Origin of the sequence: Brevibacillus sp. HB1.1 (genome assembly GCF_013332445.1) — a bacterium.
Lineage (GTDB): Bacteria > Bacillota > Bacilli > Brevibacillales > Brevibacillaceae > Brevibacillus > Brevibacillus porteri.
The window spans coordinates 192,498-208,024 of the sequence record NZ_JABMIV010000010.1 but is presented as its reverse complement, the minus strand read 5'-3'; the positions used below and the strand labels follow the sequence as shown (position 1 = coordinate 208,024).

10 protein-coding genes are annotated in these 15,527 nt (G+C 48.5%); 3 read left to right on the top strand and 7 right to left on the bottom strand.

Annotation, left to right across the window (positions count from 1 at the left end; genetic code table 11):
• Positions 1-181: 181 nt before the first annotated feature.
• Complete coding sequence (locus tag HPY27_RS23425; RefSeq protein ID WP_173623960.1) at positions 182-1,132, bottom strand: DMT family transporter; 951 nt, start codon at positions 1,130-1,132, stop codon at positions 182-184.
• 136 nt (positions 1,133-1,268) lie between these two features.
• Between HPY27_RS23425 and HPY27_RS23420 the strand changes: the two genes are divergently transcribed.
• Positions 1,269-2,618 carry an aminotransferase-like domain-containing protein gene (locus tag HPY27_RS23420; RefSeq protein WP_174226097.1) on the top strand — a complete coding sequence of 450 codons (1,350 nt, stop codon included), beginning with the start codon at positions 1,269-1,271 and terminating at the stop codon, positions 2,616-2,618.
• Between the two features lie 435 nt (positions 2,619-3,053).
• Positions 3,054-3,677 carry a YqaA family protein gene (locus tag HPY27_RS23415; protein WP_173623962.1) on the top strand — a complete coding sequence of 208 codons (624 nt, stop codon included), beginning with the start codon at positions 3,054-3,056 and terminating at the stop codon, positions 3,675-3,677.
• A 46-nt stretch (positions 3,678-3,723) separates the two neighbouring features.
• On the opposite strand, the gene HPY27_RS23410 is transcribed toward HPY27_RS23415, so the two are convergent.
• The 4 genes from HPY27_RS23410 to rbsK form a co-directional block, all read right to left on the bottom strand.
• Positions 3,724-5,862 (bottom strand): ATP-dependent Clp protease ATP-binding subunit, encoded by a 2,139-nt coding sequence (locus tag HPY27_RS23410; protein ID WP_174226096.1) that lies wholly within the window; start codon positions 5,860-5,862, stop codon positions 3,724-3,726.
• A 118-nt stretch (positions 5,863-5,980) separates the two neighbouring features.
• On the bottom strand, positions 5,981-7,120 hold the full coding sequence (locus HPY27_RS23405; RefSeq protein WP_174226095.1) for an MFS transporter: 1,140 nt from the start codon (positions 7,118-7,120) through the stop codon (positions 5,981-5,983).
• A gap of 65 nt (positions 7,121-7,185) precedes the next feature.
• Positions 7,186-7,782, bottom strand: a complete 597-nt coding sequence (locus HPY27_RS23400) for a TetR/AcrR family transcriptional regulator (protein ID WP_173623965.1) — start codon at positions 7,780-7,782, stop codon at positions 7,186-7,188.
• A gap of 228 nt (positions 7,783-8,010) precedes the next feature.
• On the bottom strand, positions 8,011-8,913 hold the full coding sequence (gene rbsK, locus HPY27_RS23395) for a ribokinase (RefSeq protein WP_174226094.1): 903 nt from the start codon (positions 8,911-8,913) through the stop codon (positions 8,011-8,013).
• A gap of 170 nt (positions 8,914-9,083) precedes the next feature.
• Between rbsK and nfi the strand changes: the two genes are divergently transcribed.
• The gene (gene nfi, locus HPY27_RS23390; RefSeq protein ID WP_017252049.1) at positions 9,084-9,770 is read left to right on the top strand and encodes a deoxyribonuclease V; all 687 of its coding nucleotides are present in this window, start codon (positions 9,084-9,086) and stop codon (positions 9,768-9,770) included.
• Here the strand turns inward: nfi and HPY27_RS23385 are convergent.
• The gene (locus tag HPY27_RS23385) at positions 9,767-10,405 is read right to left on the bottom strand and encodes an immunity protein Imm33 domain-containing protein (protein ID WP_174226093.1); all 639 of its coding nucleotides are present in this window, start codon (positions 10,403-10,405) and stop codon (positions 9,767-9,769) included. The two genes, nfi and HPY27_RS23385, sit on opposite strands and share 4 nt — an antisense overlap.
• A 242-nt stretch (positions 10,406-10,647) precedes the next feature.
• A complete protein-coding gene (locus HPY27_RS23380) occupies positions 10,648-15,519 on the bottom strand; it encodes a non-ribosomal peptide synthetase (protein WP_174226092.1) in 4,872 nt (1,623 codons plus the stop codon).
• Positions 15,520-15,527: the final 8 nt, after the last annotated feature.

Here is a 15,527-nt window from a genome sequence, read left to right as displayed (position 1 = left end):
CTCACCATATGTCATTATACTCACAATCTAGGTAACTATATCGTGTATGATACGATTTGTAAACAGTTTCACCAAGTCTAGAATGATTTTTTTGCGACCAGCAAGGATGAGAGATTCCTCCACAAAAACAAACAGAGCCAATGAATAAACATTCGCTCCGTTGCTTATCCATTTTATTTTCTCACACAGAAGTGGATTTTGGTTGAGGCGTGCGATTCTGGTTCTTCGCTTTTGCCCCTAGGAAATTCGTCCCAATCACCCCGATAACAATCATCACCGCGCCAATAAGATGGTAGTATGCCAGTTGTTCCTGCAAAAAGATGACGCCTGCCACGATGGTAACCAACGTAGACAAATTGTTAAACACGCTGAGTTTGGATGCTTCCATCTTGGACAAGGCAAAGTTGGTCATAAAAGACGTCATGAGCGAGGACAGTATCCCCAAAAATACAATGGAGATGATAAACGATGAGCTGGCGAAAGGGGCAAAATACGTCGACAAAGTCCCCTCTGCACTATGGCGAATGACTGACCAGCCGTTAAAAAACAAAAATCCGAGTAACGCCACCATATATGTCATGTCTATATAATGAAAGGACTTAGTCATTTTCCTCGCCAGAACACTATACCCCGCCAAAGAAAACGCGGATAACAGGATGAGAATGGTACCGATACTGCTCCCTGAGCCTGAGCTGACACCGAGCCCCTTCATTGCAAAAATGTACACGACACCTCCTACGGATAAAAGCGTGGATAGCTTTTGCAGCCACGTAGAAGACTCCCCCAAAAAGAATGCCGCCAGGATCATAGTAAAAATCGGAACGGTTGCTTGAATAATCCCTGCTTCAGACGAAGTGGTATACACCAGTCCAAACGCCTGAAGGGTAAAGAACAGAATGGGATACAGCATGGCAAGCGGTATAATCGTGAGCATGTCTTTTGGTTTGATGGACAGCTTGATCCACCCAAACACGATCGGTATAGATGCAGCGATAAATGCCACGGTAAAACGGTGCGCCAAAGTATCAACCGGGCTGGTTACAGCGAGTGCCATTTTCAGAAACAAAAACGACAAGCCGGTAATCCCTGCATTCAGTAATGCCGCAAGAATCGCTTTTTGTTGGTCTTTCATCGTATGTATCTCTCCTACTGGGGACTTTTTACAGACGGCCGTCTTAGTTAATAGTAATGGGGGATCAATCGTGCTACAATGCAAAAAAGGAGTAACTGTACCGATACAAATCCAGCGGTAAGGGAATGTTTTTTGGATGCACAAATATTTGCAGCTACAAAATGAACTCGAAACGTTGATTGAAAGCCTCTCCTATCGAGACGGAGACCGGCTTCCCTCTATTCGGGAGCTCGCCTCTCGCTACCAATGCAGCAAGAGCACTGTAATCCGCACTTTGGATGAGCTCAAAAAGCGTCACCTCATCTACTCGGTCGACCGAAGCGGCTACTACGTCGTGAAAAAACAAAGAAAGATCCAACCTGCAGATACGTCGGTGATCGATTTTGCGACCTCTGCTCCCGATCCTGACCTCTTTCCTTATGTCGACTTTCAACACTGCATCAATAAAGCGATTGAAACCTATAAAAACGATCTTTTCATATATGGAACCACACAAGGCTTGCCATCGCTCATTGCCGTCATCGCCAGGCTGCTTGGGAACCATCAGGTTTTTACGGACCCGGGTAATATTTTCATTACCTCCGGTGTCCAACAAGCGCTATCCTTGCTGTGCAGTCTGCCTTTTCCAAATGGCAAGGAAACGATTCTGATTGAGCAGCCCAGCTACCATCTTTTCATTGAAAGTTTGCAAGTACGCAAGCATCCTGTCGTCGGGATCAAGCGCACTGCCCAAGGAATCGATTTAGAAGAGCTGGAGTCTATTTTCCGAACGGGAGAGATCAAGTTTTTCTATACGATGCCTCGCTACCATAGTCCGCTCGGTACGACGTACAGTCGAAAGGATAAACAGCGCATTGTGGAGCTTGCCCAACAGTACGACGTCTATATCGTAGAAGACGATTACATGGCAGACCTTGAGCATGACAGCAAAGCTGATCCCCTCTTTACCTATGATCGCTTTTCTCGCACCATCTATTTAAAAAGCTATTCCAAAATTATTTTTCCTGGGCTGCGTTTGGGTGTGGCCGTTATACCTGACGCGCTAAAGGATTCCTTTAACCAGCACAAGCGACTCATGGATATCGACAGCTCCATGCTATCTCAAGCTGCGTTGGAAATTTACCTAAAAAGCGGAATGTTCGAGCGTCACAAGCAAAAAATTCGCAGTTCCTATCAACGGCGATCCAACCTGCTGATGGCGTCTTTGAACCATTTTGCAACGAATGAAGAGCATCTGTTCACCTTTCAGCCCTTTGCGTATCCGGGGATTCATACGCACATTGTTTTGAACGATTCCATCCCGGTCCCTGCTGTTATCAACCAGCTAAAAAAGTACTCCATTCTTGTGGATGCTACTGACAAAAATTACTTGGTGGGCTTTCCGCAAGAAAATATTTTGAAGCTGAATGTGTCCTATGCCAAGGAAGCAGTGATTGAGCAAGGGATTGAGGTGTTGATGGATGTGTTACGCCGCATGCACCGTTAACCTCTCCGCCTTAAGTCGCAGATAAAATCCGACGAGGGTGCGTTTTTGGACAACCAAAAAATCTCCATAATAGAGCTGTTGAGTTGATCCATAGCACAGGCGGATGTGAAATGATTGGTACGTAACCTATTAACGATCTACAACGTATTACAAATACAGGAATATGGTTTAGCAGAATGATGGCGGCTTTGTAAAAGAAAATATGCAGAGAAAATGGTTTTAAAATGCATCAAATGCGGTATATCGTTGTATAGTAAGTGAATCCCAATTCAAAAAAATTCGTTCCATAGTCGGCCAGTTTGAAGTAGAATCGCATCTAGACACATGTATTTTGTTGGACTTACTCGGCGTGCTGCTGAATATTCCGACAAAGCGCAAAAAGGCCTCCAAAGTTGATGACTGGCAGTTAACGATAGAATGACAAAGGAGAAATAGATGTTTCAGAACATTTTAGATTTCTTAATGGAATACGGCTATTTGGGAATGTTCATCCATTCTTTTGCAGACGCAGTCATCTTTCCCGTTCCTGCCTTCTTTCTTCAAGTGCCACTCAGCCTCGTTGATCCTTCGCAGGCATTGTGGATTGCAACGGTAGGCTATGTCGCTTGTCTCTTAGGGACACCCGTTGGTTATTTTATCGGTAAAGTCCTAGGCAAATCCGTTCTGTACAAAATCCTCAAGAAGGAATGGATTGATTCTGCCACAGCGATGTTTCAAAAGAAGGGCGAAGTCGCGATCTTCATCGGTTCATTTACACCGATTCCGTTTAAAGTATTTACAATCATGTCAGGTTGCTTGAAATTCCCGTTGTGGAAATTGCTTGGGTATGCGGCAATTGGACGGGCAGTCAAATTTTACGCAGTCGGATTTTTGTTTTATTTTTACGGTAAAATGGCGGAAAATATGGTCCATAACGTTTCTCTCTATATATTCCTCATCATGGTGCCGCTCATCTTGGTCGGATTATGGGTGAAGAAAATTGTCACCAAGCGCCGCCAGCTGAAAATGGAAAACGCTGGCGTCAGCAATGGCATCAATGAGAAAGTCCTGAATAAATAGCAAAGAAACCCCAATTCACACATTGGGGTTTCTTTTTTTACGCCTGTTATGCTTTTTTGACACGAATGCCTTCCTCTTCTACATCAATCAGCATCGCTGTCACATTGTCTTCTTCCATCACCAGATCCGCAATGCCATCCTCGACATATTGCTGAATTACGCGGCGCAATGGACGTGCCCCGAAGGAAGGGTTGTAGCCCAGCTCAGCTAGCTTTTCTTTTGCGGCATCTGTCACGCTGATCTCCATTCCTTGCTCAGACAGATTGCCCATGACATCTTGCAGCAGCAGATCGACGATTTTGACCAAATCCTGTTTTTCCAGATGGGCAAAGGAAATGATCGAGTCGAAGCGGTTTAGGAACTCCGGCTTGAAGTACGCCCCCAGAGAATCCAGCACGGTGGCGGGTTCGGGCGCTTTTGCTCCAAAGCCAACGGAGATTTTACGCTCGCTCACGCCGGCATTGCTCGTCGCAATGATGACCGTCTCCTTAAAATTCACCGTACGGCCCTGACTGTCTGTTAGACGACCATCCTCCAGAATTTGCAGGAACATGTGCATCACGTCCGGGTGTGCTTTTTCGATCTCATCCAGCAAAATAATGCTGTACGGGTTGCGGCGAACGCGTTCTGTCAACTGACCTGCTTCTTCATGACCAACGTAGCCAGGAGGAGAACCGATCAATTTGGATACCGAGTGCTTCTCCATGTACTCACTCATATCGAGGCGGATCATGGAATCGCGGGTACCAAACAGCTCCTCTGCCAATGCTTTGGACAATTCTGTTTTCCCTACGCCAGTTGGACCGACGAACAGGAAGGAAGCAATCGGTCTGTTTTTCGGTTTCAGACCTGCACGACTGCGTCGAATCGCCTTCGCGACTTGTGTGACCGCCTCGGATTGACCAATGACTTTTGCTTCCAAATGAGCCGCTAGGTTTTTCATTTTCATCTGCTCATCACTTTGCAGCTTTGTAACAGGAATCCCCGTCTTTTGCTCGATCAAGGCTTGGATGTCCGAGACGTCAACCTGGACGCGTTGTTCCTTGCCCTCAATCTGATCCAGCTTCTCTAAAATGCTTGCTTCCTCGTCTCGCAGACGGGCAGCTCGTTCGTATGCCTCTTGCTCCGTCGCTTCCTTTTTCTCCTGATTGATTTGCGCCAGCCGCTCATGCAGTTCTGCCGTATCAACCGCGGAGGACCTCAGGTTCAAACGCGAGCCCACTTCATCCATGAGATCAATCGCCTTGTCAGGCAAGAATCGATCCTGAATGTAACGATGGGAGTATTCCACGCTGGCACGGATGACATCATCCGAGTAAGCGACTTGGTGGAATGCTTCGTATTTCGGACGCAATCCTTTTAAAATCTCTATGGCTTGTTCTACGGTTGGCTCCTTTACCATGACTGGCTGCAGGCGGCGCTCCAGAGCTGCGTCTTTTTCAATCACACGATACTCTTTTAACGTAGTTGCCCCAATCAGTTGCAACTCACCGCGAGCCAGTGCAGGCTTCAGGATGTTCCCTGCATCCATTGATCCTTCCGCAGAGCCTGCTCCCACCAGTAGATGAATCTCATCCACAAACAGGATGACGTTTTTGCGCATTTGCAGCTCGGCAATCACTTGCTTCACTTTTTCCTCGAACTGTCCGCGAATTCCCGTCCCTGCAACCAGAGAGGCGACATCTAAAATGTACACCTGCTTGTTTTTCAGCTTGGTCGGTACTTGCCCTTCCGTAATACGCAAGGCGAGGCCTTCCGCAATCGCCGTCTTCCCGACTCCCGGCTCCCCGATCAGAACCGGATTGTTCTTATTGCGTCGGTTCAAAATCTCAATGACACGCTCAATTTCCTGTTCGCGTCCAATCACAGGGTCAATCAGTCCGGCACGTGCCGCATCGTTTAGATTACGCCCCAGGTCATCGAGGATGCCTCCACCACGCTCTGGTGCTTGTGGTTGCCTTTGGCTGGAAGATTTGCCCGGATTCATCGGGCCTTGGGCAAAGCCTTGCAGGAACTCATCCAGTCCAGAGAAGGAGGAGAAAGGACTAAAGCCCATACCCACTCCCATTTTGTTGGTCAGCTTTGTCTGGCAGTCTTTGCACAGATCGTATTTTTGTTGCTGATTTTGCACGCGTATATGAATAGTCACAGTTGCTTCTCGTTGTTTGCAGATTTCACAATGCATATTCAATCCCCCCAAAAGCGTTGTTTTGGAATTCAGAAGATCTTTGACCTTTCCTGACCTTCGTTGACTTTATTATAGTTTGACCTTTTTTGACTTTCAAGAGGGATTGTTTGGTTTTTTACACTTTGCCCTTTTGCAGATAGGGAACGATTGAAAGTAACCCAATAACAGCTAAACAAGCGCCTATCCACAATGGTGAAACAAGCCCATAGCCACTGCTGATCCCGATCCCGCCTAAGGAAGAACCAATGGCAACACCCAATGTAATAAAGGAAGTATGCATAGTGTTTACCATTGTCCCACTGCCTGCTGTATTCATCACTCGTGCGATCATGGCCGGATTCATCGCGACACCCGTCAACCCAATCAGAACAATGGATAGCACAGCGATCCATTTATTTTCGGCGCCTACGGCAAATAGAACCAATGCCGCTAAGAGTATGCTTAATCCCGTTACAAGAATGCGCATGGTAAAACGATCAGCAAGTCTGCCAATCACGATATTTCCGATCACGGTCGCGATGCCATAAAGGGCAAGCAAATACGGGATACTCGCATCCGAAAATGCCGTTACATCCGTAAGAATCGGAGTAAAATAACTAAACGCTGCGAAGGTACCGCCAATGATCAGCATACTCGTTACATACGCGGCCCAAAGGTGTGGATTTTGAAAACTGGCAAGCTCATCCTTTCCGTTCATCTGGTCTTTTTGTACGGAGGAAGGAAGCAACCATTGGATCAAGATCCCTGATAGCAATACGACAACGGCAACAGCCCAAAAGCTCATTCTCCAGCCGAAATATTGTGCAATCACGGTTGTCAGAGGGAGGCCGATGACAGTAGCAATCATTAAGCCTGCCAAAACAATTGAAGCTGCCTTTCCCCGTGAATGAGGGGGAACCAAGCTGGCTGAAATACTAACGGAGATACCAAACGCTGCGGATGAAGCAATACCTGTTAGGATACGTGCAAGCATCATCGACTCGTAATTCCAAGCCATGGCTCCCAGCGATTGGCCAATAAAGAAGACGGCAACCAAAGAAAGCAGCGCTTGTTTTCGGCGAATGTGCAAGAGAGTTGCTGTTAGGATCGGGCCACCTATCACCATTGCTCCTGCATACGCCGTAATAAAATACCCGATGGATGGGATCGACACGTCGAAAACATCGGCAAGCTCGTTCATCATACCTGCCACCATAAATTCAGAAGTCGTCATCGCAAAAATCGCTATCGCTAACAAATAAATCATCGACGGCATGAAGGAACACTCCTCTATTTATTATTGTAACAATCAGTACAAAAATAACTCAAAAAAAGAGCGCATTACGCGCCGAAGATAGATTCCATGGTGCCGTTCATGATTTGTTCAGCCAATGTCCGATTTTGTGTAGATGTATTCAACACACGGAAGCCGTAGTAACTGCTTAAAAATAGGCTAGCCAAATCCACAGCAGATCGTTTTTTGGAGATTTCGCCCGTTCGCAAGCCTTCCTCCATCACTTTTTCCATGGTTTGCTTCAAAAGTTCAACATGTCTGGAGACTATTTCTTCAATCTTGGGATCGTCTTTTGCCCGTTCCAATCCCGCATTGATCAGCAAACATCCTTTTGGATTCGTAGATTCAAAGTCTTCCACCAATGCCCAAGCTAAAAAATTTTGCAATCGTTCTTTCACAGAACCCGGACTTTCCAATAATGCCCGCTGTTCACGAATTCCAGTTTCGTGATAGTGTTCCACCACTGCTAGATAAAGGTCCTGTTTGCTGCCAAACGTATTGTACAAGCTGCCTTTACCTAGTCCAGTATCACTGCATAAATCATGCGTAGAACAACCATTGTAGCCTTTTGACCAAAATGTCTTCATGGCCACATCTACAATGGAAGTGTAATCAAAATCACGAGGTCTGCCGCGTTTATTCAACGGAATCCTCCTTTCGTTTCCAGCTGTTATGGAAATCTTACACATTATGTACCGTTCGGTCAACAAATGAAATATCTGCAACTGTAAACCATACCTATAGAAAAAGCCCATTTTGAAAATCATCTCTCAAAATAGGCTTAATCATTGATTATATCGACTCTACATCTGTCACTGTTGGAATAACGTAAACTCTTCAGCTAAGTTGACCTTCTCCATCTATCGTCCCCATTAAAAAGAGTATGCTTGTACTTCTTCGAAAGTAGGCAGGGATGGTTGAGCACCGTTCCTTGTTACGACAATCGCTGCTACTTTGCTGGCGAAAGTGGCCGCTTCCGTTTCTGTCATTCCTTGTGTGATCCCAACTGCAAAAGCTGCCGTAAAGGAATCACCTGCCGCAGTTGTATCCACTGGTTCTACGCGGAAAGCCGGGATATGGGTCGCCTCATCGGCGGTTACTAAGAGAGCGCCCTTTTCCCCCAACGTTACGATGACGCGCTTTGGTCCAGCAGACAAAAGCTTTTGGGCTGCGGCATGCACTTCATCTATTGTGGATACAGGCATTCCCGTGAGAATAGAAAGCTCTGTTTCATTTGGGGTTAAGGTATGTACATGGGTTAATAGCTCACTGGATAGCTCGCGTGCAGGTGCCGGATTTAAAATGATCAGCTTGCCGAGTCGAGCAGACTCTTTGACGGTATATTCCACGACATGCATCGGGATTTCCAGTTGGAGCAATACGATGTCACTGTCCTTTAAAATAGACTGATTGTCTGCAATATGCTCGGTGCTGACGAGCGTATTCGCACCCGGAACGAGCACGATGTTATTTTCCCCGTCATCACTGACATTGATAAAAGCCATGCCTGTCGTACCCGAGCATTTGATCCCCTCTATGTGAACGTGCGCATCCGTTAGCCCTCCCAGCATAACCCGGCCGTTCTCATCCTCTCCTACCATTCCAATCATGGAGACATGCGCACCCAGGCGAGACGCTGCTACTGCCTGATTCGCTCCCTTTCCACCCGGGATCAGCTCGAAGTGATGGCTTGCGATCGTTTCTCCTGCTCTGGGCAAATGATGTACATGGGTTACGAGATCCATATTAATGCTTCCTACTACTGCGATTTTCACGACGAGCCCTCCTCGTTCCATCTCGAACATGATCATTCTGTCGGTTACAAAATAGTGCTTTTCATCCGAGAAGTCAACGTATTTTCTCAGGATTGTTCCTAAGAAGACTTGGAGCGCAATGCCTCCATTGGATATAATAAACAAATCTTCTATCATCCGGAGGTAACCAGATGGAGCCGATTATCCAACATCCTTGGAACATTGATGAGCAAGAAGCTATCAACTTACAGCGACAACTAGCCCAACAAGTGAAAAAAGAAGATCAACTAGCGGACGTACGCTTTATCGCTGGAGTAGATGTCGCCTATCATGCCGAGTCTGATTTGTTAGTTGCTGGTGTCGTGATCCTCGACGCTAATTCCCTGCAAGTCGTCGAGTCTGTCGTCATTCAAGACACCGTCGAATTCCCGTATATTCCCGGCCTGTTCTCTTTTCGAGAGCTGCCTCCGTTGGTGCGTGCATTCAAGGAGCTAAAAACAACACCGCAGCTTGTCGTCTGCGATGGACAAGGAATCGCTCACCCACGAAGATTCGGACTAGCCAGTCATTTGGGCGTCCTGTTTGACATTCCTACCATTGGCTGTGGAAAAACGAGACTGCTAGGCGAATACGAAGAACCCGCACAGGAAAGAGGCGTGTATTCCCCTTTGATCGATCAGGGTGAAATCATCGGTGGAGTCTTGCGTACACAACCGAATATCAAACCGATATTCGTCTCGATCGGACACGGAATCTCTTTGCCAACTGCATGCGCATGGATCACCAAGCTCTCTCCCAAATATCGTTTGCCCGAAACGACGCGGCAAGCGGATCAGCTCGTGAATAAAGTATCGGCAAAGTTAAATAACAGCCGCTAATGGAGTGTCGGCCATACATTTTCATCGTGCTCATCCAAGACTGCTTCAATTAGATCTCCTTGGAACACGACGATATACCCTCGTGGAAGTGCCAATGCTTGCAAAAGAGACGGACGTAGCTTTAGCAGTTGGTAAACGTAGTATGACTCAAGCTGATCGCTTTCTACTTCGCCTTCCACAGGCCCGAGATACCATCCGGAGTCACCTTTTCGAACATCTTCTGCACGCTGCAAATAGACATGTTCTTGTTCAAATGCACCTTTTGCCACCACGATTTTATCTTGGAACAAAGCAGCTTCCCCTTCTGCTCGCACGGTTTGCAAACAGTTGTTTTGCGCCATTTGCACGACCAAGGACACAGACAGGTCAGAAGTTGTTTCGGAAAAAGGATTCTCGTCGTAGTCGGGTGCCACGATTTCCATATACCCATCTCGTTCGAAAACCAGCAGAATGGTCCAGCCTACCTGAATTTTCGCACCGTTCTTAATAGGACCAGTCTCGTCTTCTACATCGGCGAATACGTCCAACAGAAAGTCTGCTTGCTTCACCAAAAACTCTTTGCAGGTCACGACAAACGTTCGGTTATGAATCTGTTTAGAGCGTTTGCAGAGTCGGGACTCTTTCTCAGCTGACATGGACCTCTTCCTTTCTGCGTGATCGGAATTGCTACTATCTTCAGGATATCACGAATAGGAGAAAAGCTCCGTTACACATTTGCTACAAAGGATGGAAAAATGAGCTGACGAATTTCAACACAGTCTTTGATCGTATCTATGACGGTTCTTGACTTGGTAATTTAAGGAAAAGGAGCAGCAGCAGACAAAGGACGTTGTTTTGTCGTCCTTGTCTCCCGCTGTCTTGATTGTTACCAAAGAAGTTATTTGGTGCCGAGTGGTACTGTCAACAGCTCCGCCAGTTTGACCGCATTCTCTCCTACCATGCAGCTGTAATGGTTACCGGCGATTTCTGTCACTTCCAGTTCTCCAATGCATATATCTTGCCAAAAAGCGATGGTCTCTTCGCTCGTGCTTGGCAAAAATTGAAACGGCTCGCGAGCCAGCAGGAAGCGAATGTCTCCCATATAGGGCAAAGGAGTATAGCGCGCTGCTTTAAAGCTCTGCCCAAACACTTTGCACAAGCCCTCTGCCATTTCCACTGGCATTTGTTCCCCTGATGTTTTGCCTAGCGCATGGACATAAGCAGTGAAGCGTTCTCTTCTGTCAAACGCAGATAATTTGTGGAATATCTCTCCCACCTGGTCTAGCCCATCATCTCCACTGATGGTGCACGCTGAGCCTTGCGGGATGCAATCCCCGTGTTTTTCTACGAGCTGCAAAATCGCCCGGGCAAAATCATGCTCATCCACTTTTCCAAAACCAGCCTGTTCCAGCGTGATGTTCAGGTTTGGAACAAAGAGTGCCTCAATCAAGAGATCGTCATTCACTTCTGTCAGGATCGGAGGAATGTCGATCAAAACCAAGTCCAGAAGAGGGACGCCCTGCTCCCCGAGTCTTCTCGCTACTTCAATGGCAATCAACCCGCCCAAGGAATAGCCGATGAGCTGTACAGGCCTTTGCTCTCCTTCACGCAAGACGTCGATCAAGCATTCGGCATAATCATCGGCCACAGTTTCTATCAGCTCAGACGGCTCTAGCGCGCAATAACGTTCGCTATCGTCAATGGCAATCCCGACGATGCTTCCTGTCTGCTGGGCTTTGAGCTGTTCAATCAATGGGCGAAAACTGTCCATCGTCCCCAAAACGGCATGAAACACAACCCGCAGCGGCCCAGATTCGTCACCGCCATATGGAATCAGCACGGCATTGCTCGACTTGTTGCGTTTTTTCGGCAATGCGACTTCCTCACTCTGCTGCTCTTCCTGATTGCGCATGTGTATGAAGCCAGCTAGTGCTTCCACGGTCGGGAAGTTAAGCATTTGTCGGAGCAAGACATCAAACGGAATGGCAGCGTGCGTCGGGTCCTCCGCCAGCTTGTCGCGCAGCTTTCCGGCTACTTGCGCCATGATGAGAGAATCTGCACCGTACTCATAAAAGCTTTGGGTTCGGCCGATTCCCGAGAGTCCCAATGCTTCAGCCCAGACGTGTGCAAGCTGCACTTCTAACGGATCAGTTTCAGCCCCCTCTGTAGCGTCCAGAAAAGCACTTTGTTCGAACGTCGATGCAGGGCGCCATTTTGCCAGCTCACGGCGATCTATTTTTCCATTTCCGGTGAGTGGCAGTGCGTCTACGACTTGCAAGTGGGCAGGCAGCATATAGGCAGGCAGATGAAGGGAAAGGAATTTTTCCAGCTCTGCGGCACTGACCCTCACCCTGTCCAGCTTCACGCGATGGGCGAGCAGATGATTTTCTCCCTCCTTTTGCAACACGAACACAAGACCCTCTTCTTCCTTCTGCAACTCACTTATCCATGACGCCTCTGTCCATTTGGCAAGAATGAGCCACCCGCCCGGGCAAATCAGTTCTTTCAGCTTGTTCATGTCAGAGCTATCTATCGCTCCATCAGTGAACACTACGTCGAACGAGTTCGGTGCCAATCCTTGTGCCCGATACTCTTCTTCAACTGTATCCATGCTTATATATTCTAAATCATGGCCTTCCAACGCTTGCGAGACTTGCTCTGTTAACGCCCCGTTCCCTGCGCCGACTTGCAATACCCGTAGAGGCATGCTCGTATGCTGTCGCGCAATCTCTTGCAGAAGCATGACAATGCGCTGATTGACCTCGATGTCCACTTCTTCACTGATCCCATTTACGAGCATCGCGAATTCCGCTCTTTCCGTCCCAAGGTCCCGATCCATCTTGCGGGCGCACTCCACAATCCCCAGCAAAACAGGCTCGTCACTCGCTCCATCCAGCACGACACCAGCTGCGGCGACAGCAGGGTGTTTGAGCAGGGCCGATTCAATTTCACCTAGCTCGATCCGATGCCCTCTGATTTTGACCTGATTGTCTTCGCGACCGATAAACTCGATTTCGCCCCCTGGTGTGTAGCGGCCCAAATCACCGGTTCGGTAGAGTCTCTCTCCATCCACAGGGTGGGAAAAGAACCTTTCCTCCGTGAGCCGTTGATCTCCGACATAGCCCTCCGCCAAGCCTGCTCCGGTAATATACAGATCCCCGATCATCCACACTGGGCAATCGCGCATCTGTGAATCGAGGACGCGGAAGCCTTGGTTGGCGAGCGGGCGGCCATACGGAATACTGTTCCAGTCTGCTTCCAGTCCGTTGTACAGATGATAGTTCGACCAGATCGATGCTTCTGTGGCACCGCCGAGACTGACGATCTGTGCAGAAGGGAGATATTTTTGCATCCGATCAGGTAGCGTCAACGGAATCCAGTCACCGGAAAGCAAGGCCAGTCGCAAGCTGTCTACTTTGACAGTTGGCGTGGCATCCAAATACGTGACCAGCATCTGCATCAGGGCCGGCACGGAATTCCACACGGTGATGTCATGCCGGGCTATCAGCTCACTCCAATGGGAAGGATCTGTTTGCCGGTCGGAATGAGGATACACAACTGCACCACCCACAGAGAGCGTGGCAAAAATATCGTAGACAGATAAATCAAAGCTCAGCTGGGCAAGGCCAAGCACGCGATCCTTTTCCGTGATCACAAAACGACGAAGCATGTCCTCGATCGTATTTGCTGCTGCACGGTGGCTAATGACGACCCCTTTAGGCTGTCCCGTGGAACCAGACGTATAAATGATGTACGCAGGCAAATCCGGGTTTAATTCAGGCAGTATCAACGGTTCATGCTGCGGGCTTACTTGATCCACTGCAATCGTTTGAATTGCGTCTGACCATTGCAACTGGTTGGTAGATACCGTCAAAGCATAACGAATGTCCGCCTGTTCCATCATGACCTGTCGACGCATCTCGGGTTGCTTCGGATCAATAGGTACATAGACAGCTCCGGCAAACAATGTACCGAGTACGGCTGCGACTTGATGCACGCCTTTATCCATTACGATAGCAACGCGGTCTTGCTCGCGGCAGCCTAGTTCCTTAAGCTTCCCTGCTACTGCGGCAGCACGTTTGACCAGTTCCGCGTAGGAGATCTGTCCTTCACTGTCAATCACAGCCGGACGATCTGGCGTCGACATTGCTTGTGCTACGATTGGCTGATGCAAGGCGTACTCTGGTAAAGCTGCCGTGGTCTCATTTACCTGCTGACGCTCTTCCCACTGCCAGTCTGGCAACCTAATTTCGTCAACTCCCTCCCACATTTGCTCGCTGTCCGCCAAAGATTGCAGTAATTTTGCAAAAGTATCAAACATGTCGTCAACGACATGCTCTGGGAAAACACCCTCCCGCACATCCCAGTTCACCTGCAAGCCTGCCGAGCTGTCCATGGCTTGGCAATCGATGAAAACCTGCGGTGTTTGACTGATTCCGTGCCCAGCAATTTTGCCCTGTAGCTGACCGCCTTCCGCTGGTTCTACTAACCCAATTGCACTCGTAAAAACGATTGGCATCAGAGCGGCTTCACGACCGCGCCTACGCGCTAGCTCGCGCATGACCTCCACGCCGGAAAACAAACGGTGATCCAAATCTTCAAACAACTGCTTTTGAATAGTTTTCGCCCGCCCTTGAAAAGAACGCTCCAATCCCCAATCAACCGCAAGCAAATTGACGGATGTGAAATCCCCGACAATCTCATGGACTCGCTCATGTAGCGGCTGTCTGTTCAGCAACGTCAAATTCAGGCAAAACGCACGATTTCGACTCCAGCGCTCGATCACAGTGGCAAAGGCAGTCATCACGGCGGAGGTTGGCGTCAATCCTCGCTGCTGGGCACGCTGCTTAAAGGTATCCCACAAAGCGTTATGTAAGCGAATGAAGCGACGGCGAAAGCGTGCGTCTCCATTCTGGGTCTGCTGTCTCGCCATAGGCAGGTCTGGAGCCTGTGGCAATGCATCGATCCGTTGCTGCCAGTACGCTTTGTCTCTGCCATATGCCGTAGTCTCTCTTAGGCTGCGTTCGGCGAAGACGTAATCGCGAAACGTAATCGGCAGCGCGGGCATTGTTTTTCCCGGTTCTTTATAAAGGGCCTCAAACTCACCTAGCAAGAGCCAAATACTCGCCCAATCCGCGATGAGAAATTCCATCGATACATGGAGCACAGCCCTGTCGCTCATTTTCGTCAGGCCGATATCAAACAGCGGCCATTTGGCTGTATCATACACACGATGTCCCATCGCTTCTCGTATGTCATCGAGCCTTCTTCCTGCCTCCTGCTCATCCATGCCACTTGTATCCGTATAGGTAATCGTCAAATGCGGAACCTTCTCCAGAATGCGCTGCTGACCGTTCTGATCAATGGTTGCACGCAGCATGTCATGTCTTGCAATGAGCAGGTTCCACGCATCCTCCGCCCGTTTCGGATCAAGCTCGGGATAGTCTAGCTCCATGTAAATATGGCACGCCACGCCACCATAGCCAAACAGCTCATACCGTCCCAGCAAATAAGCAGACTGCACATCTGTTAGGGGAAAAGGTACAAATCGCGCTGCTGGATCGGGTATCACCGTCACCGGTTGGGATTCGGCTCGCAAAAGAGCGAGAATGTCTGCTTTCTGTTCTTTTAACGCCTGTAAATCATCGGCTGCAAGGGTTCCTCTTGGGGCTTTGTAACGCAGGCTCCCATTTTCCTCCCATAAAAAAATTCCATCTCTGCGTAGGCGCATCAAGAGCTCGACGCTATTTGTCTTGAGGTTTTGGGGCATATGCACAC

Coding starts and splice junctions, on each gene's coding strand:
- HPY27_RS23425 (WP_173623960.1), bottom strand. CDS start 1,132: ATGAAAGACCAACAAAAAGCGATTCTTGCGGCATTACTGAATGCAGGG.
- HPY27_RS23420 (WP_174226097.1), top strand. CDS start 1,269: ATGCACAAATATTTGCAGCTACAAAATGAACTCGAAACGTTGATTGAA.
- HPY27_RS23415 (WP_173623962.1), top strand. CDS start 3,054: ATGTTTCAGAACATTTTAGATTTCTTAATGGAATACGGCTATTTGGGA.
- HPY27_RS23410 (WP_174226096.1), bottom strand. CDS start 5,862: ATGCATTGTGAAATCTGCAAACAACGAGAAGCAACTGTGACTATTCAT.
- HPY27_RS23405 (WP_174226095.1), bottom strand. CDS start 7,120: ATGCCGTCGATGATTTATTTGTTAGCGATAGCGATTTTTGCGATGACG.
- nfi (WP_017252049.1), top strand. CDS start 9,084: ATGGAGCCGATTATCCAACATCCTTGGAACATTGATGAGCAAGAAGCT.
- HPY27_RS23385 (WP_174226093.1), bottom strand. CDS start 10,405: ATGTCAGCTGAGAAAGAGTCCCGACTCTGCAAACGCTCTAAACAGATT.
- HPY27_RS23380 (WP_174226092.1), bottom strand. CDS start 15,519: ATGCCCCAAAACCTCAAGACAAATAGCGTCGAGCTCTTGATGCGCCTA.